The organism is Rhodoblastus acidophilus (assembly GCF_009720655.1).
GTDB lineage: Bacteria > Pseudomonadota > Alphaproteobacteria > Rhizobiales > Beijerinckiaceae > Rhodoblastus > Rhodoblastus acidophilus_A.
The window spans coordinates 72,177-88,863 of sequence record NZ_WNKS01000001.1 but is presented as its reverse complement, the minus strand read 5'-3'; the positions used below and the strand labels follow the sequence as shown (position 1 = coordinate 88,863).

General features: G+C 65.8%; 16 protein-coding genes. 7 read left to right on the top strand and 9 right to left on the bottom strand.

The window, feature by feature from the left end; genetic code table 11:
* Window positions 1-20 precede the first annotated feature (20 nt).
* From GJ654_RS00440 to GJ654_RS00430, 3 genes are all read left to right on the top strand, one after another.
* Window positions 21-773 carry an OmpW/AlkL family protein gene (locus GJ654_RS00440; protein WP_155444126.1) on the top strand — a complete coding sequence of 251 codons (753 nt, stop codon included), beginning with the start codon at window positions 21-23 and terminating at the stop codon, window positions 771-773.
* 101 nt (window positions 774-874) lie between these two features.
* Window positions 875-1,780, top strand: a complete 906-nt coding sequence (locus GJ654_RS00435; protein ID WP_155444125.1) for a hypothetical protein — start codon at window positions 875-877, stop codon at window positions 1,778-1,780.
* Window positions 1,781-1,960: 180 nt separating this feature from the next.
* On the top strand, window positions 1,961-2,527 hold the full coding sequence (locus GJ654_RS00430) for an NnrU family protein (protein WP_155444124.1): 567 nt from the start codon (window positions 1,961-1,963) through the stop codon (window positions 2,525-2,527).
* Window positions 2,528-2,541: 14 nt separating this feature from the next.
* On the opposite strand, the gene GJ654_RS00425 is transcribed toward GJ654_RS00430, so the two are convergent.
* The 4 genes from GJ654_RS00425 to GJ654_RS00410 all read right to left on the bottom strand — a co-directional run bounded on the left by GJ654_RS00425 (window position 2,542) and on the right by GJ654_RS00410 (window position 7,158).
* On the bottom strand, window positions 2,542-4,638 hold the full coding sequence (locus tag GJ654_RS00425) for an ABC transporter ATP-binding protein/permease (protein WP_155444123.1): 2,097 nt from the start codon (window positions 4,636-4,638) through the stop codon (window positions 2,542-2,544).
* A 38-nt stretch (window positions 4,639-4,676) separates the two neighbouring features.
* Window positions 4,677-5,672 (bottom strand): bifunctional riboflavin kinase/FAD synthetase, encoded by a 996-nt coding sequence (locus GJ654_RS00420; protein WP_155444122.1) that lies wholly within the window; start codon window positions 5,670-5,672, stop codon window positions 4,677-4,679.
* Window positions 5,673-5,748: 76 nt separating this feature from the next.
* A complete protein-coding gene (locus GJ654_RS00415) occupies window positions 5,749-6,186 on the bottom strand; it encodes a MaoC family dehydratase (RefSeq protein WP_155444121.1) in 438 nt (145 codons plus the stop codon).
* 69 nt (window positions 6,187-6,255) lie between these two features.
* Window positions 6,256-7,158: a TIGR01459 family HAD-type hydrolase gene (locus GJ654_RS00410; protein WP_155444120.1), complete on the bottom strand. Its 903-nt coding sequence runs from the start codon at window positions 7,156-7,158 to the stop codon at window positions 6,256-6,258.
* A 110-nt stretch (window positions 7,159-7,268) separates the two neighbouring features.
* Between GJ654_RS00410 and hisS the strand changes: the two genes are divergently transcribed.
* The 4 genes from hisS (at window position 7,269) to hisG (ending at window position 11,253) form a co-directional block, all read left to right on the top strand.
* Window positions 7,269-8,762 (top strand): histidine--tRNA ligase, encoded by a 1,494-nt coding sequence (hisS, locus tag GJ654_RS00405; RefSeq protein ID WP_155444119.1) that lies wholly within the window; start codon window positions 7,269-7,271, stop codon window positions 8,760-8,762.
* Window positions 8,763-8,779: 17 nt separating this feature from the next.
* Complete coding sequence (locus GJ654_RS00400; RefSeq protein WP_155444118.1) at window positions 8,780-9,133, top strand: DUF4087 domain-containing protein; 354 nt, start codon at window positions 8,780-8,782, stop codon at window positions 9,131-9,133.
* A gap of 82 nt (window positions 9,134-9,215) precedes the next feature.
* Window positions 9,216-10,289, top strand: a complete 1,074-nt coding sequence (locus tag GJ654_RS00395; RefSeq protein ID WP_155444117.1) for an ATP phosphoribosyltransferase regulatory subunit — start codon at window positions 9,216-9,218, stop codon at window positions 10,287-10,289.
* Between the two features lies 1 nt (window position 10,290).
* Window positions 10,291-11,253, top strand: a complete 963-nt coding sequence (gene hisG, locus GJ654_RS00390; RefSeq protein ID WP_155444116.1) for an ATP phosphoribosyltransferase — start codon at window positions 10,291-10,293, stop codon at window positions 11,251-11,253.
* A gap of 1 nt (window position 11,254) precedes the next feature.
* On the opposite strand, the gene GJ654_RS00385 is transcribed toward hisG, so the two are convergent.
* From GJ654_RS00385 to GJ654_RS00365, 5 genes are read right to left on the bottom strand one after another with little or no spacing between them, the layout of a single operon-like run.
* Window positions 11,255-12,349: an alpha/beta fold hydrolase gene (locus tag GJ654_RS00385; protein WP_155444115.1), complete on the bottom strand. Its 1,095-nt coding sequence runs from the start codon at window positions 12,347-12,349 to the stop codon at window positions 11,255-11,257.
* The gene (gene thiD, locus GJ654_RS00380) at window positions 12,346-13,149 is read right to left on the bottom strand and encodes a bifunctional hydroxymethylpyrimidine kinase/phosphomethylpyrimidine kinase (RefSeq protein ID WP_155444114.1); all 804 of its coding nucleotides are present in this window, start codon (window positions 13,147-13,149) and stop codon (window positions 12,346-12,348) included. The genes GJ654_RS00385 and thiD overlap by 4 nt, the downstream gene beginning before the upstream one ends.
* The gene (locus tag GJ654_RS00375) at window positions 13,146-14,330 is read right to left on the bottom strand and encodes an MFS transporter (protein WP_246664515.1); all 1,185 of its coding nucleotides are present in this window, start codon (window positions 14,328-14,330) and stop codon (window positions 13,146-13,148) included. Before GJ654_RS00375 ends, thiD begins: the two co-directional genes overlap by 4 nt.
* Window positions 14,327-14,479, bottom strand: coding sequence for a cbb3-type cytochrome oxidase assembly protein CcoS (ccoS, locus tag GJ654_RS00370; protein ID WP_155444113.1), 153 nt, complete (start codon window positions 14,477-14,479; stop codon window positions 14,327-14,329). The genes GJ654_RS00375 and ccoS overlap by 4 nt, the downstream gene beginning before the upstream one ends.
* Window positions 14,476-16,683 (bottom strand): heavy metal translocating P-type ATPase, encoded by a 2,208-nt coding sequence (locus GJ654_RS00365; protein WP_155444112.1) that lies wholly within the window; start codon window positions 16,681-16,683, stop codon window positions 14,476-14,478. The genes ccoS and GJ654_RS00365 overlap by 4 nt, the downstream gene beginning before the upstream one ends.
* Window positions 16,684-16,687 lie beyond the last annotated feature (4 nt).

Here is a 16,687-nt window from a genome sequence, read left to right as displayed (position 1 = left end):
CTGAACTGGGGAGACCAACAATGAAATTCAATCTGTTGAGCACAGCGCTCGGAACCACCGCCCTCATCTGCGCCTGCGCCGCCACGGCCCAGGCCGGCGACCTGCCCTCCGACAAGGCGCCGCTCGCGCCGCCGCCGGTCGTCGACACCTTCCAGCCGATGTTCCTGAAGCTCGGCTTCACCTACGCGATCAACGAGTCGAGCTCGCACCTCTACGAGAGGGGCATGGACACCGGCTGGAACGCGACGATCTCCGACGTCGCCACCGTCGGGTTCGAAGCGGGCGTCTTCTTCACCAAGAACATTTCGATCAATGTGTCCGGCGGAATTCCGCTGAGCGCCAACGACAGGATCAAGAACGGCCCTTACAACGGCCTCGTCCTGACCAAGCTGTACCCCGGAATCGTTCCCGTCACGGTCGTGTGGCACTTCGACAATTTCGGCGCCTTCCAGCCCTATGTCGGCGTCGGCCTCGCCCCCGGCTTCTCGTTCTCGAACAAGGACGCCCTCCTCACCAACGTGAAGGTCAGCGGCACCATGAACACCGTGATCCAGTTCGGCGCCGATTACATGCTGACCCCGCGCTGGGGCCTGAGCTTCGATGTGAAGAAGGCGTTCTCCTACGTCACAGGCCATGGCTACGTGACTCAGTTCTACCCGGGGGCGCTGATTTCCGTCGACCAGCACGCCCACTTCAATCCCTGGCTGCTTTCGACCGGCATCGTCTACCGCTTCGGCGGCGCGGACGCCGCTCCCGTCGTCGCCAGCTACTGAGCCGCGCAGCCGGCGAAAACCAGGCCCTCCGGACGACCGGGGGGCTTTTTTTTCTGGGGCCGCGTGGGGTATGAAGGTCAAATCGATTGAAATTTTTTCCGATGCGCGCCTGTCTCCTTCTCCTTGCCCTCGTGATCCCCGTTTCGGCGTCGGCGCAACTCGCCCTCCCTGGAGCCGTTACGGCGCCGACTCCTGAAGGACAGGCGCTGGCGGCGCCGAAGCCGTCCGCGCCCGCCAAACCGCGCGAGCACTTCGCGCCGGTCAAGCCGAAGCCCCCGGCCGAGAGCGCCGTGCTCGGCCAGACCTTTGGCCTCAACGGGGCGCGCGGCGCCCTGACCCTCGACAAGGTCGGCGACGAATTGCGGGTGACGCGTCTGGTCCTGAGTGGCGCCAAGGTCTCCCATCCGAATCAGTCCTGCGAAGTCTCGATGGGCGACGACGGGCCGATCAAGCTGAAAGCGCTCGGCGCGCCGGAAGGCGCGAACCGCTTCGAACTGCAATCCTCCGCCTGTCCGATGCTGATCGATGTGCTCGGCGGCGCGCTGCGCGTCACCACGCCGTTCGGCGCCTGCGTCTTTTTCGCGGCGGATTGCCGCGCCGATGTCGCCGGCCTCTGGGGTCCCCCCGGAAGCGCGTTCAGCGACAGCCAGAACAAGACCTTCGACCGCGAGCGCGCCGGACTGGAAAAATCGGCGCAGGCGCGCTTCCGGGCGCTGCTGGCCAGATACAAGAAGCAGCCTGACCTCGCAAAGGACCTGGTGAAGGATCAGGCCGATTTCGGCGCCATGCGCGCGCGGACCTGCCGCGACTATGACAGGGAGGAGACGCACGGGTTTTGCGCCCTGCGTCTCACCGAGGCGCGCGACCTCGCGCTCCAGACGCGGATCGCGGACGCCGGCGAGGACAAAGAGGCGCGCAAGGCCGAGACGAAAAAGCGCAAGCCTGCAACGCCGCGCCCGGCCGCCGCCCCCGCGCCCGCCCCGACGCCGCAACCGGGAGCGGATTGAGGAGCCCCCGCGAAAGGGGTCTCCCCCTTGCATGATTTCCGCTAAGCAGGATTTCCGAAAAGTGGCCGCCGGTTTTCGGATGAAAATCCTGCAAGACAAAGAAACCTAAGCAAACATTCGTTGGGCGACCGACGAATGTTTGCTTAGAGTGGGACCATCGTCACACTAAAGGACGCACACATGGTCTGGCTCATCCTTGGTTTGATTTTCTTTATCGGCGGCCATCTCATTCCGAGCGTTCCCGGCCTTCGCGACAAGTTGATCGCGCGGTTCGGGCTCAACGGCTATGCCGGCTTCGTCGCGCTGCCTTCCCTCATTGGCATGATCCTGATCGTTGTCGGGACCTCGGCGTTTCGCGGCGCGCCCGGCGACATAAAACTCTGGACGCCGCCGGCGGGGGCGCGCCACCTCTCCTTCGTGCTGATGTTCATCGCCTTCGTGCTGTTCGCCGCCGCCAATTTTCCCTCAAAAATCCGGGACGCGGTTAAGCATCCGCAGGTCACCGCGCTCGCGGTCTGGGCGCTGGCGCATCTCATCTCCAACGGAGACCTGCTGGCCCTGCTGCTGTTCGGCGGGCTGCTGCTGTTCGCGATCTTCGACCGAATCTCACTCGCCGTGCGCCGCGTCCCGCTCAGGGCGCCGGCGACAGGCTTCGGCGGCGACATCAAGGCGATCGTCGTCGGCGCCATCCTGTGGATCGCGACCGTATTCTGGCTGCATGGCCTTGCGGGGGCGCCGCTGCTGTAAACGCGGCGCTTCTCTCAGAGCGCCGCGTCTTTCCCGGCGTGTGAAACGACCAGCACCCCGTCGCTCTGCGCCTTGGCCCGTTCCGTGTGCCAGGCGTTGAGCGTCGAGCGGTGGCCGATCGACACCAGCGTGGTCTGCGGCAGGCGTTCGGCCAGCATCTTGTAAATGGCGGCCTCGGTGTCCTCGTCGAGCGCCGCCGTCGCCTCATCCAGAAGCAGCCATTCGGGCTTGGCCAGCAGCGCGCGGGCGATGGCGAGCCTTTGCTGCTCACCGCCAGACAGCCGCTGCCCCCAATTGTCGCTTTCATCCAGCTTGTCCGCGAGCTGCGGCAGTTGCGCGTCGATGAGCGCCGCCTTGATCGCCTCGTCGCCATATTTCTCCGGCTCGGCCGGATAGGCGGCGGCGTCGCGCAAAGGGCCGACGGGCAGATAGGGCCTTTGCGGCAGCAGCATCATCTTGTCCGCGGGCAGGTCGACCTCGCCTGAGCCATAGGGCCAAAGACCCGACATCGCCCGGAACAGGGTGGATTTTCCCGAGCCTGACGCCCCCGTCACCAGCAGGTTTTTCCCGCGCTGCACAACCAGATCGACCTTGTCGAGCAGCACGCGGCCGTCCGGCAGACGGATCGCCGCGCCGCGCAGGCCGGGCGTCTGCGTATGCGCGACCTTGAATCCCCCCGGCGTCTGCGCCGCCTCGATGGCCGCGTCGAAACCGGACAAACGTTCGAGCACCGCGCCGAAACCGGCGAGCGAGGTATAATAGTTGATGAAGAAGGTCAGCGCGCCCTCGACCCGACCGAAGGCGGAGGCGGTTTGCGTCATCACCCCCAGCGCGATCTTGCCGGAGAAATAATAGGGCGCGGCGAAGATGTAAGGAATGATCGGGCTGATCTGGCCGTAGAGGCTGGTGAAGGCGGTGAGCTTTTTCCGCTGGTCCACCAGTTCCAGATAGTTGGCGATCAGCGCGCCGAATTTGTCCTTCAGGCTCGAGGCCTCGGCCTTCTCCCCCTTCAGCAGCGCCACCTGCTCGCTATATTCGCGCAAGCGGGCGAGCGAGAAGCGGAAATCCGCCTCCACCCTCTGCCGCGCGAACAGGATGCGCGCCAGGGGACGGCCGATCAGGTGGGTGATCAGCGTGCCGGCGCCCGCATAGAGCAACGCCACCCAGAACAGCAGGCCGGGAATGGCGATATCGGTGCCGGGAACAGTGAAATTGGCGGAGAGCCCCCAGAGCAGCAAAGCGAAGGACACCAGCGACGACAGCGTCGCGATCAGCATGATCGAATAATTGTAGACGCCGAAACCGTAAGTGCCGCCCTCGGCGCCGCCGTCGATGAAGCGCGCCACGTCTTCGGAAATACGCTGGTCGGGGTTGTCGGCGCCGCCGCCGGCAAGCGACAGACGGTAATGCGCGTGCCCGGCCAGCCAGTGGGAAATGTAGAACTGGGTGAGCCAGCGGCGCCAGCGGATGACGAGATAGCTGGTGACGACAAATTCGATCACCGCACTGGCCACATAGACGAAGGCCCAGGGCATGAAAACGTAGAGCAGCAGGTTCCAGAATTCCGGCGCGTTCTTCTCCTGGATGGCGTTGAACCAGTCGCGGTTGAAGAAATTCAGCCGCACGGTGATCGCCACCTGCGCCTGGTTGATCAGGACGAGGAACACCACCATGCCGGTCGCCAGCCGCCGCTCCGTGGCCCTGAACTGGAACGGGCCGTATTTGGCGACGGTCGCGCTCGTGGCGTGGAAGAAGCGGTCGGCGATCCGGGTCAGTTTGCGGACCACCGGCACATGCGAAACCGCGAACACCAGAATGGCGAAGACGGCGACGGTGAGCGGCAGGGTCGGCGGGAATTTGGCGTCGGCCAGAGCCTGCGGCCAATAGCCGAAACGGGCGGCGAAATCGCCCAGGCCAAAGGCGATGATTTCGACGCAGAATAAGGCAATGAAAATCTTCAGGAAGACGGAGACATTTTCGCTGCGCCAGCAACACAGGGCGGCGACCAGGCTGAAACCGCCGAGCAGTTCCAGAATCGTGTCGCCTTGCTGGATGCCGATGCCGAAGGCGAGGAAAGCGAAAACGGCGACGGCGAGGCCCAGGATTTTCATGGCTGTCCTTGCATCGGATCGAAGGGGGGAGGCGCCGATTAGCGCAGGGGCGGGGCGAAATTGCGACTTAAATTTTGGTCATGCGCGTCAAGGATTCGACGTGCTTCAGCCTCGTCGCGGCGGATCTGCTCCATCAGCGCGTCGAGCGAGGGAAAGTGCTCTTCCGGGCGCAGGAAGGCGATGAAATAGACCTCGATCTCCCGGCCGTAGAGATCGCCGTCGAAGTCGAAGATGTGGATTTCGAGCAGCGGCGGCCCGTTATCCTCCACCGTCGGGCGCCGGCCGAAACTGGCCACGCCCTTCAGCAGCGCGCCGTCGAGTTCGACCCCGACCGCGTAGATGGCGTGGCGCAAGCCGCAGTTCTGGTCGAGGGCGAGATTCGCCGTGGGATAGCCGAGCGTCCGGCCGAGCTTGGCGCCGTGGACCACCTCGCCGGTCACCGACCACGGATGGCCCTGCAGCGCGGCGGCGGTCTCGACGTCGCCCGCAATGAGCGCCTCGCGGATCGCTGTCGAGGACACGGCTTCGATGGAGCCTTCCTCATCGGCCGTGACCTTTTCGACGATTTCGACGAAAAGCCCGAGTTCGGCGCCGCGCCGCCTCAAAAAGTCCGGCGTTCCCGAGCGTTTGGCGCCGAAATGGAAGTCATAGCCGACCACCACACCCGCCGCCCCGAGCCGGCGCAGCAAAATGTCCTCAAGGAAATTTTCGGCGTCGAGCGCGGCCAGCCCCGCGTCAAAACTCAGCACGACCATGCCGTCGAGGCCGAGTTCGCGCAGTCGGTGCGCCTTGGCGTCGCGCGAGGTGAGCCGGAAAATGGTGGGAACCCCGGCGAAGAAATCGGCGGGATGCGGCTCGAAGGTGAGCACGGCGCAGGGCCGCCCGAGTTTTTGCGCCAGCGCCTTGGCGCGAAAAATCACCGCGCGATGGCCGCGATGCACGCCATCGAAATTGCCGATGGCGACCACGGCGCCGGCGAGACCCGGCGGCGGCGCCTTCGGGTCGACGCTGAGAATGAATCTTGAAGTCGCCATTGTTCCATCCGGCCACGATTTTGGGCCGGCGCCTTTAAACCGGCGCCGGGCTATGGCCGTCAAGTCCTGGGGCGCGTCAGGCTTTTGCCCGCGAGGGAACCTTCACCAGCGCTTCGCCTTCGAGGACAATCTTTCCGGCGACGCTCGCCTGGCAATGCAGCTTGCAGCGATTGCCCCGCTCGGTCAGTTCGGCCACTTCGACGGTGACAACGATCTCGTCGCCGATCAGCACCGGAGCCTTGAAGCTCAAGGTCTGGTTCAGATAGACCGCGCCAGGACCGGGCAAGGACGTGCCGATCACCGCGGAAAACAGGCTGGCGGTGAACAGGCCATGGCCGATGCGCTGGCCGAACAGGGTTCCGGCGGCGAAATCCTTGTCGAGATGAATCGGATTGTGGTCGCCCGAAACCTCCGCGAACTTCACCACATCTTCCTCGGTCAAGGTCCGGGTGATGGTCGCCCGCATGCCGAGGCTGAGATCCTCAAGATAATGGATTTTCCACTTGGCGGTCATCGCGCTCCCTTTCTTTGCTGAAGCAACCAGAAAGCGCGAGCGCGACCGAATGTCCATTGGCCGAAGGGCTCACCAGACCAGCCGGTCCATGCGCCAGGTCGGCGGCTGCGCATGGTCCTCGAAGAACTGTTTGAGAGCATCCGCGTCGATTTCGCCGCCGACGCCATGCAATTCCTCGCGGTGGATGCCGGTGGTGATCCAAACGCAATCCAGGCCCATGCCCTGCGCGCCCGCAATGTCGGTGTGCATGGCGTCGCCGATGGCGAGCACCCGCGACGGCGCCAAAGGGGCGCCGCCCGCCTGTTCGAGCACGGCCAGCGCGGCGTGATAGATCGGCTTGTAGGGTTTGCCGGCCTGCTCGACCAAGCCCCCCAGCTGCTCGTAGCGTTCGGCGAGCGCGCCAGCGCAATAGACCAGCTGATCCCCGCGATAGACGATAAGGTCCGGATTGGCGCAGATCATCGGCAGATTTTTCGAACGGCACGCCTGCAGAATCGCCTCGTAATCGGCAGGGGTCTCGATCGTGTCCTCGACCAGTCCGGTGCAGACGACGAAACCAGCCTCGTCCAGCGCCACCGGTTTTATATCAAAACCGGCCATGGCCGAGGCCGCGTCATAAACGGGAAAGTCGCGCTCCGGACCGATCTGAAACGGTTTTTGCGGCGCCTTGGCGACGATCAGGCGGGCGCAGACGTCGCCGGAGGTGGCGATGGCGTTGTAACACGCCGCCTCTACGCCTAAAAATTCGAGCTGCGCCGCCACTTCATAGTCCGGGCGCGGCGCATTGGTGACCAGCGCCACCGCCTTGCCAGCGTCGCGCAAAGCGCGCAAAACCTGGGCCGCCGCCGGGAACGCCCGGGCGCCGTCGTGCAGCACGCCCCAGATGTCGCACAGAACCGCATCGTAGCGGTCGATGATCTCCGAGAGCCCAACAAGGGTTTTCGGCGTTTGGGGCGCGGCGCATTCAGTCATGGACTGCGGCTAAAGCGCGCGCGGGATCAAGTCAAGCTTGGGCGCTTGACGCGCAGGCTTGTCTCGACAGGCCGCGCCGCCTATGAAACCGCCAAACAGGAAAGTTTTTGATGACCGAAGCCAAGCCCACGCTCGTAAAAGCCCGACTGCCGCGCGGATTCGTCGATCGCGGCGCCGACGAGATCGGCGCCGTCGGCGCCATGCTCGACGCCATTCGCGAGTCCTACGAATTGTTCGGTTTCGAGGCGGTGGAGACCCCGGCGGTCGAGTACACCGAGGCTTTGGGCAAATTCTTGCCGGACCAGGACCGCCCCAACGCCGGCGTGTTCTCGTTCCAGGACGACGACGAGCAATGGCTGTCGCTGCGCTACGATCTGACGGCGCCGCTCGCCCGCTATTTCGCCGAAAATTTCGAAAGCCTGCCAAAACCCTACCGCTCCTATCGCTCGGGCTTCGTGTTCCGCAATGAAAAGCCGGGACCGGGTCGCTTCCGCCAGTTCATGCAGTTCGACGCGGATACGGTGGGCGCCGCCAGCCCCGCCGCCGATGCCGAACTGTGCATGATGGCGGCGGACACGCTGGAAAAGCTCGGCATCGCCCGCGGCGACTATCTTCTCAAGATCAACAATCGCAAAATTCTCGACGGCGTGATGGATATCATCGGGCTCGGCGGCGAGGATCAGGCCGCGCGCCGCCTCGTGGTGCTGCGCGCCATCGACAAGCTCGACCGGCTCGGCGGCGCCGGCGTGCGCGACCTGCTCGGCGCCGGGCGCAAGGACGAATCCGGCGATTTCACCAAGGGGGCCAACCTGCCCACCGAGGCCATCGAGACCGTGATCGCCTTCACCGAATCGCGGCGCGGCAACAATGCGCAAACCCTCGAGGCGCTCGCCGCCCTGGTGGCCCATTCGCCCCGCGGCTCCGAAGGCGTCGACGAGCTCCGGGCCATGGACGAACTGGCCAAAGCCTGCGGCTACAATGAAAGCCGGCTGCTGATCGACCCCTCGGTGGTGCGCGGGCTCGAATATTACACCGGCCCGGTGTTCGAGGCCGAACTGACGTTTGCCGCCAAGGACGACAAGGGCCAGCCGATCCGCTTCGGCTCCATCGGCGGCGGCGGCCGCTACGACGGCCTGATCGCCCGCTTCCGGGGCCAGGATGTGCCGGCCACCGGCTTTTCCATCGGCGTCTCGCGCCTGTTCGCGGCGCTGAAGGCGATCAACTCGCCGCTGGTGGCGGCCAAGCCGCATCGCGGCCCCGTCGTGGTGCTGGTGATGGACCGCGACCATCTCGCGCATTACCAGACCCTGGTCGCGCAATTGCGCGGGGCCGGCATTCGCGCGGAACTCTATCTCGGCGGCGCCGGCATGAAGGCGCAGATGAAATATGCCGACCGCCGCCAAAGCCCCTGCGTGATCATCCAGGGCTCCAACGAGCGCGAAAAGGGCGAGGTGCAGATCAAGGATTTGATCGAGGGCGCCCAGGCGGCGGCGGCCATCGCCTCCAACGAGGAATGGAAGGCGGCGCGTCCCGCGCAGATTTCCGTCAGCGAGGAGAACATGGTCGCCGGCGTGCAGGAAATCCTGGAGCGCCACGGGCTGTGAGCTTTGGGAGAATTTTCATGCGCCGCATCGTCCTCGCCCTTGGCGTCGTCCAGGCCTGCGCGGGCTCGGCGCTCGCCGAAACCCGCTGCGGCTATGTGGTCAACCCGACGCCGGGAAATTATTGGCTCACCGACGGCCAGGGCGACTGGATCATGACCACGCAGGGCGATGACCGCGACCCCGGCATGGACCAGGTTCCCGACCTCTCCGAACATGATTACGTCAAGACCAACGGCGCATACGGCTATGCTTGCGGCTGCATCGGCGGCGCCTTCGATGTCAAGTCCATGCAGGTGGTGAAGATCGACACGTTCAAGCAGAAAGTGCTGTCGGCCTGCCGCAAGGACAAGAAGCTGAAGGTCCCGGAATGAGCGCCCTTCACCCTGACCTGCAAAAGCAAGTGCTTTCGCGACGCGAACTTGCTAAAGCGAGGCAAAATTCGCGGAGCGTGGCATGAGCGCCGGTCAGGACGAGGACATTTTGCACAGACTCGAGGGCGCGGGCTATCGCATCTGCGACCCCGGCATTCTGCAGCCGGCTTCCGTCTTTCTCGACCTGTCCGGCGAGGACATGCGGGGCAACCTGATGCTCGCCTCCGACGGCGCGCGCGAATATTGCCTGCGGCCGGAATTCACCATTCCGCTGTCGCTCGCCTATCTGGCCTCGCCCGAAGCCGGCGAACCCTCCGCGATGTGCGCCGGAGGCCCGGTGTTCCGGCTGTCCCCCGGCAAGAAGACGGAATTCTTGCAAACCGGCCTGGAAAATTTTGGTCGCACCGACCGTGAGGCGGCCGATTCCGAAATCCTGGCCCTGGCGCTGGAGACCGCCGGTCCCGGCCCCTGGATCGTGCGCATGGGCGACGCCGCGCTGGTCGCCGCGCTGCTTGAAAAACTCGACTTGCCTGCCGTCTGGCTGCGGCGCATCCATTCCGGCCTGATCAAGGGCCAGCCCATCGCCGAAATTTTGACGCCCAAACAGGGCCGGGCCGATCACTCCGGCGTGCTGGCGGCGCTCGATGGCGCCGACAAGGCCGGCGCGCGCGCCCTGGTCGAAGACCTGTTGAAAATCGCCGATATTTCCGCGCTCGGCGGCCGCACCGCGAACGAAATCGCCGAACGTTTTCTGGAACAGGCGGAATTGCGCTCGGACGCGGGCCTCGACGCCGCCAAGCGCGGCTTGCTCGAACAATTCTTCGCCATATCGGGACAGCCGGACCAGGCCTCCGCGGAATTGCGCGCCCTGTTCGCCGCCGCACAGCTCGATCTCCAGGCGGCCATGGACGCCTTCGATCAGCGCCTGAATTTTTTCGCCGCGCGAGGCATCGACCTGAACAGCCTCGAGTTTTCCGCCGGTTTCGCTCGCAATCTCGATTATTACACCGGCTTCGTGTTCGAGGCTTTCAAAGCCGATCAGGCGAATGGACGGCCGGTGATCGCCGGCGGCCGTTACGACCGTCTGTTGAAAATTCTGGGCGCACAAAACGACATACCCGCGGTCGGCGCGGCGATCTGGATGGAGCGGCTGTGACATGAGCGACAAACTCGTCCTGGCGGTTCCCTCGAAAGGCCGCCTGCAAGAAAACGCCAACGCCTTTTTCGCCCGCGCCGGCCTCTCCGTGCAGCAGGCGCGCGGCGCCCGGGATTATCGCGGCGTGCTCGCCGGCGTGGACAATGTCGAGGTGGCCTTCCTCTCGGCTTCCGAAATCGTGCGCAATCTCGCCTCCGGCGCCGCACATTTCGGCGTCACCGGCGAAGACCTCGTCGTCGAGGCGGAAGCGCAGGACAAGGTCGAGCTGTTGACCAAACTCGGCTTTGGCCACGCCAATGTCGTCGTCGCCGTGCCGCAGGCCTGGATCGACGTGCGCGACATGGACGATCTCGACGATGTCGCCATGGGGTTTCGCGCCCGGCGCGGCGCGCGGATGCGGGTGGCGACGAAATACGTCAACACGACGCGCGCCTTTTTCCGCGAAAAGGGAGTGACCGACTACCACATCGTCGAGAGCCTGGGCGCCACCGAAGGCGCGCCCGCCGCCGGACAGGCCGAGGTGATCGTCGACATCACCTCGACGGGCGCGACGCTAGTGGCCAACGGTTTAAAGGTTTTGGAAGACGGCGTGATCCTGCGCTCGGAGGCCAATCTGGTGGCTTCGCTCGCCGCGCCCTGGAGCCCGGCCCTGCGCGAAACCGCCCGGCAAATCCTCGCCCGAATCGCGGCGGAGGAAGAGGCGCGCACCACCCGTGAATTGATCGCCACCCTGCATGCGGAGCCCGAGGGCTTTGCGGCCAAACTCGACGGTTTTGGCGCTCGGTTGCGTCGCCGCAACGCCGACGGCCGCATCACCATGTTCGCCGCCAAGGCGCAGGCGCCGGCGCTCGCCGATTGGCTGATCGGCCAGGGCGCCGAGGATGTGATCATTCGCCAGAGCGATTACGTGTTCACGGCGAAAAACCCGCTCTACGAAAAACTGATCGCGCGCCTGGGGGCGTAGTTTATCGTTCCAGAAAAGTTTTGATGCGCTCCGCCGCGTCGGCGATGTTCTGGATGCCGTTGTAATGGCCGTAGGGGCCGTGAAGCGGAAACGTTTCCGCGCCAATTTTGCGCGCGGCGGCCGCGATCCATTCGGCGCGGAAAACCTGATCCAGAGGCGCGTAAAGCATCAGCGCCGGCGCCGTGATGCGGCTCAAGCCCTCATCGGCGTCACGCGCCCCGGCGCCCGCGCCGGGGATATAGCTTTGGTTGGCTCGAACGAGATAGAGCAGATGATTGGCGTCCACCAACGCCGCCCGATCGCAAGCGGCCTCGGTCAGCGCCTGCTCGATGGCATAGGGCGCGCTGGCGAGGTCGGCGGGATCGCCGCCGGGCGCAAGACCCCGCCCGATGCTCTCCGCCCATTCCGCGTCGAGCGCGTGCAGCGTGATCAGTTTGAGCGCCGCCTCAAGTCCCGCGCGCGGCGCTCCGGTCGCATAGTAATCGCCGCCGCGCCAAGCGGGGTCGAGCCGGATCGGCTGCGCCCATAGCGACAGCCAGCCGGTGAGCCAGGCGCCGAAATTCGGCGCGGCGATCGCCGGAATGATGCGCCCGACCTTTTCCGGGTAGGACGCCGCCCATTCAAAAGTCTGCAAACCGCCCATCGACGGCCCCATCACCGCATGCAGCCGCTCGATGCCGAGCGCGTCGATCACGGCCTTTTGCAGCCGGACGAAATCGGCGATGGCGACCGCGGGAAAACGCAAGCCATAGGGTTTGCCCGAGGGGTCAGGACTCGCCGGGCCCAGCGTGACCACATTCGGGTCGAAGGCGTTGAGATTGCAAAGGCTGTCTACGGAGATGACGAAAAATCTGTCCGTATCGACCGCCTTGCCCGGGCCGATGATCTCGTCCCAATAGCCCGGCTTGGCGTCGTCTTCGCGGTAGCGCCCGGCGGCGTGACTGGTTCCCGAAAAATAGTGGCAGACGAGAATGGCGTTGTCGCGCGCGGCATTGAGCCGCCCGTAGGTCTCGTAGCCGGCCGGCACGTTTTCGAGCGTCGCACCGCAGAGCAGCCGAAGCTCGGGAATGGTGATGCGTTGTTTTTCGACGATCATGTCCATAAATCGCAAAAGTGATGCGGCGGGCCGTGGCCCGCGCCAATGTGAATCTCCGCGCCGGCTTGCAGCGCGCGCGTCAGCCAGGCCTTGGCGCCGCCGACCGCCTCCGCGAGCAGGAAACCCTGCCCCAGCAGCGCCGCAATGGCCGAGGACAAGGCGCAGCCGGTGCCATGGGTGTTGCGGGTGGGAACACGCGGCGCGGTGAATTCGTGAAACTGCGCGCCATCATAGAGCAGGTCGAGCGCGTCGCCATCCAAATGTCCGCCCTTGACAAGCACCGTCGGGGCGCCGAGGGCGTGCAGCCGCAAGGCCAAATTCCGCATGTCTTCCAAGCCGCGCGCCTCTCCGCCGCCCACCAGACGCGCGGCTTCGATCAAATTGGGCGTCACGACTCGCGCCAGCGAAAATATTTTTCGAAGCGGCGCCGCCATGACATCGCCGCCGAGTTCATGCCCGCTGGTCGCCACCAGCACGGGATCGAGCACGATGTTTTGCGCTTTGGCGCGGGAGAGCGCCTCGGCGATGGCGGTTGCGTTCTCCGGCGCGCCGACCATGCCGATTTTCACGGCATCCACCGCAATGTCGGCGAAGACGGACTCAATCTGCTTTGCGACGAAATCGGCGGGAACCACGCTCACCGCCTGCACGCCAAGGGTGTTTTGCGCGGTGAGCGCGCTGATCGCCGCCATGCCGTAGCAACCGAAGGCCGCAAACGTTTTCAGATCGGCCTGGATTCCGGCGCCGCCGGAGGGGTCCGAGCCCGCGATCGACAGGATTTTGGCGCCCCCCGCCCTCATGAGACAGGCAAAAACGCGGCGGCGAAGGCGCCGCCCATGGCGGAGACGAACAGCAGCGCGTCGTGAGCGGCCAGCATCGCCCGTGAGGGTTTTGCGCGGTAAAGGCGCAACGATGCGCCCGCCGTCGCCAAACTCCAGCCGACCGCCACCACAATCAGCGCGGCGGCGAAACGCCAGTAGTCGCCGGCATAGGCCTCAATGGCCCAGGCCGCCGCGATCAGCGCGAGGCCGAGTCCGGCGGTCGCATCGGCGCCCAGACGCCGCGCCAGCGCGCCGGCGAAAAAGGCCGGGGCGTACATGGCGATGATGTGCCAGGACACGGCGGAGAAAATATCGGAAACGGCGATGCCGCAGCCCGCCATGGCGCCGGGCGCGCCGACCATCGCCAGCGTCATGCCGAACCACGCCAGAGCGGCAATAAGGCTGGGCGCGATAAACGCGCCCCAGTCCGGCGCGGCGCTTTCACGTGGCGCGGCCGAAGGCAGGATGGGCGCGCGCGCCGTGGTGAGCACGGCGAGGACCAGAACCAAAACTTGTGTCGCCGCCGCCGCCAGCGCCGTCGCGGCAAACAGTTTTTCGGGCGCGTGCTGGGCGACGAAGCCCGCGAGCGCCGGACCGATCAGGCCCGCCAGCGCGCCGCTGCCGAACACGAGCAGAGCTGCGCCCGCGCGACCGCCGGGGCTCGATCCCAGCGCGGCCTCGTGGCGATAAAAGAACGAAAACCCCTGGGCGACGCCGAGCCAGAACGCCCCGAGGCAGAACGGCGCGAACTGGGAAAAGCTCAGGCCCCAGGCCATGATCAGCCCGCCGGCGACGCCGAGGCTCGCGCCCAGCGCCAGCGCCGCGCGTCGGCCAAAAGCGTCGAGAAGGAAGGAAGCGGGAAAGGTCGCCAACGCCGCGCCGAGCAGCATGGCGATATAAGGAGCCGACATGAGGTGCGGCGACGGCGCCAGCAAACGGCCCGCCAGAGGCAGCATGCCAAGGGTCAGGCTTTGCGACAGAACCGACAGCGCGAAGCCCGCCGCCAACGTGAGCACGCCGGGGCTCCAGCGCCCCTCGACCTCGAGACCAGCCGAACCCGGCGAAGGCGCGCCGGGCGGGCAAAAGCAGGCAAGCCGCCCCGCGCGGGCCACCCCCATGCCCTCCGGCTCCGGCCCGCTGCTATCCTCGATCGCCGTCATTTCTTCTCGATGTCGTCGTCGAGCAGGATGCGGTAGGCCGCGCCTTCCATGTCCTCGTACTGGTTGCGCCTGAGCGACCAGAACAGCCCGTAGAGAGCGAGAAGGCCGAGGGCGATGGCCAGGGGAATGAGGAAGACCAGAACGTTCATGGCTGATCTCGCAAAGGTTTGGCCAGCAGATTGACGGTTTTGCCCGGTCCGCGCAAGCGCAAGGCGTTCAGCGTCACCAGGATCGACGAGCCGGACATGGCGAGCGCGGCGAACAGGGGCGAGGCCTGCCCCGCCATGGCGACAGGAACCGCAATGGCGTTGTAGACGATGGCGAAGGTGAGGTTTTGGGTCATCAGGGCGCGAGCATGTTTCGAGATCGCCAGTGCGGCGGCGACGGGCAGCAGTCGGTCTCCCAAAAACACGGCGTCGGCCTGTCCTTGAGTGAGATGCACCGCGTCAATGGGCGAAATCGAGGCATGGGCGGCGGCCAGCGCCGGGGCGTCGTTCAGCCCGTCGCCGACCATCAAAACCTTTTTGCCTTGCGCCTTCAGGGCTTCCACAAACGCGATCTTTTCCGCCGGCTTTTGCCCGCCTCTCCAATCGGCGACGCCAAGTTTTTCCGCCACCGGCGCCACGGCCTCGGCGCGGTCTCCGGAAAGGATGTGCAAGCCGAGACCGGCCCCGCGCAGATGCTCGATGATCTTCACAGCATCGGGCCGCAGGTTTTGGCGGATCGACAGGCGCGCCACGCGCCCGCCCGCACGGATGTAAATGGAGCTGGCCTCGGTCTCCGTCGCCAAAGGCTCCGCGCCGCAGAACGCGGCGGAGCCCAGCCGCGCCTCGCCGCCCTCGTGCGGAGCGGACACCCCCTGCCCCGGCGTTTCCCGCGCATCCGGCAGCGGCGCGCCGGCGCGCAGGCTGCGCGCGAGCGCCAGGGCGAGAGGATGATGGCTGGAGCGCGCCAGACGGCCAGCGAGTTCAAGCAGGTCGGCCGGGATCTCGTCGGCATTGGCGACGCCGGGCTGCGGCAGGGTGAGCGTGCCCGTCTTGTCGAACACGACCGTGTCGATCTCGCCCAGTTTTTCCAAGCCGCGCGCGTCGTTCAAAAACAGGCCGGAGCGGAAGAAGGCGCCGGAGGCCATCGCCTGCACGGTCGGCACCGCCAGCGCCAGCGCGCAGGGGCAGGTGATGATCAGCACCGAAATGGCGATCACCAGCGCATCATGCGCGGAGGCTCCGAAAAACAGCCACCAGCTCAGGCCGGTGACCAGCGCCGTGAGGTGCACAGCGGGCGCATAGAGTTGCGACACCCGATCCGAAAGCTGCATGTAGCGCGAGCGCGCGGCGCCCGCCTGTTCGATCAGCCGCGCCGCCTCGTCGATCAGCGCGGAATGGCCGGCCGCCGTGACATCGACGGTCAGCGCGCCCTCGCCGTTGACCGTGCCGGCGTAAACGTGGTCGCCGGCTTCGACAGGCTTGGGATCGGTTTCGCCGGTGATGGCGCTTTCATCGACGGCGCTTTTCCCCTCGACGATCACGCCATCGGCGGGCACCCGCTCGCCGGCGCGCACCAGCAGCCGGTCGCCCGTCGCCAGCGCCGCGACGGGCACAAGCCCCCACTCCGCCCCGTCAAAACGCAGCGCGTTCTCGCCCTTGAGCGCGGCGAGATTTCCCGCCGCCGTCTTGGTGCGGCGGCGCATCGCCTGATCGACCACGCGCCCCGCCAGCAGGAAGGCGAGCAACATGATGGCGGAATCGAAATAGGCATGGTCCGCGTGATGCTGGGTTTCATAGACCGACAGGCCCAGCGCCAGCGTCACCCCGATGGTGATGGGCACGTCCATGTTGAGCCGGCGCTGGCGGATCGCCGCCCAGGCCGAAGTGAAAAACGGCTGTCCCGCATAGGCGGCGGCGGGAAGCGCGATCACCGCCGAGACGAGGTGAAAAAAGTCACGGGTTTCGGGCGGCAGCGACGTCGATTGCCCCGACCAAACGGAAATCGACAACAGCATGATGTTCATGGCGGCGAACACCGCGACGCCCAAACATTTGAGCAGCAGGGTGAAGCGCGCCTGCTCGTCGGCCTCGACCTGCCGCTGCTCGTAGGGATAGGCGCGGTAGCCGATCGCCTCCAGCACGCCGGTGAAGCGGGCCGGCTCCACCTGGCTCGGGTCATAGGTGAGCGCGAGACGATGGCTGGTGAGATTGAGCCGCGCCAGTTTTACGCCCGGCAGGCGTTTCATCGCCGTCTCGATGTCGGGCAGGCAGGCGGCGCAGGTGATGCCGTCAATCGCGAGGTCGAGCCGCGACCGTCCGTCCTCGTCGGTCCTGACGAAATGCGAAAAATCTGGCGCCGCGCCCATGACG

What these genes read in the sequence shown, in the direction of transcription:
- GJ654_RS00440 (WP_155444126.1), top strand. Translation starts at nt 21, where the DNA reads ATGAAATTCAATCTGTTGAGCACAGCGCTCGGAACCACCGCCCTCATC.
- GJ654_RS00435 (WP_155444125.1), top strand. Translation starts at nt 875, where the DNA reads ATGCGCGCCTGTCTCCTTCTCCTTGCCCTCGTGATCCCCGTTTCGGCG.
- GJ654_RS00430 (WP_155444124.1), top strand. Translation starts at nt 1,961, where the DNA reads ATGGTCTGGCTCATCCTTGGTTTGATTTTCTTTATCGGCGGCCATCTC.
- GJ654_RS00425 (WP_155444123.1), bottom strand. Translation starts at nt 4,638, where the DNA reads ATGAAAATCCTGGGCCTCGCCGTCGCCGTTTTCGCTTTCCTCGCCTTC.
- GJ654_RS00420 (WP_155444122.1), bottom strand. Translation starts at nt 5,672, where the DNA reads ATGGCGACTTCAAGATTCATTCTCAGCGTCGACCCGAAGGCGCCGCCG.
- GJ654_RS00415 (WP_155444121.1), bottom strand. Translation starts at nt 6,186, where the DNA reads ATGACCGCCAAGTGGAAAATCCATTATCTTGAGGATCTCAGCCTCGGC.
- GJ654_RS00410 (WP_155444120.1), bottom strand. Translation starts at nt 7,158, where the DNA reads ATGACTGAATGCGCCGCGCCCCAAACGCCGAAAACCCTTGTTGGGCTC.
- hisS (WP_155444119.1), top strand. Translation starts at nt 7,269, where the DNA reads ATGACCGAAGCCAAGCCCACGCTCGTAAAAGCCCGACTGCCGCGCGGA.
- GJ654_RS00400 (WP_155444118.1), top strand. Translation starts at nt 8,780, where the DNA reads ATGCGCCGCATCGTCCTCGCCCTTGGCGTCGTCCAGGCCTGCGCGGGC.
- GJ654_RS00395 (WP_155444117.1), top strand. Translation starts at nt 9,216, where the DNA reads ATGAGCGCCGGTCAGGACGAGGACATTTTGCACAGACTCGAGGGCGCG.
- hisG (WP_155444116.1), top strand. Translation starts at nt 10,291, where the DNA reads ATGAGCGACAAACTCGTCCTGGCGGTTCCCTCGAAAGGCCGCCTGCAA.
- GJ654_RS00385 (WP_155444115.1), bottom strand. Translation starts at nt 12,349, where the DNA reads ATGATCGTCGAAAAACAACGCATCACCATTCCCGAGCTTCGGCTGCTC.
- thiD (WP_155444114.1), bottom strand. Translation starts at nt 13,149, where the DNA reads ATGAGGGCGGGGGGCGCCAAAATCCTGTCGATCGCGGGCTCGGACCCC.
- GJ654_RS00375 (WP_246664515.1), bottom strand. Translation starts at nt 14,330, where the DNA reads ATGACGGCGATCGAGGATAGCAGCGGGCCGGAGCCGGAGGGCATGGGG.
- ccoS (WP_155444113.1), bottom strand. Translation starts at nt 14,479, where the DNA reads ATGAACGTTCTGGTCTTCCTCATTCCCCTGGCCATCGCCCTCGGCCTT.
- GJ654_RS00365 (WP_155444112.1), bottom strand. Translation starts at nt 16,683, where the DNA reads ATGGGCGCGGCGCCAGATTTTTCGCATTTCGTCAGGACCGACGAGGAC.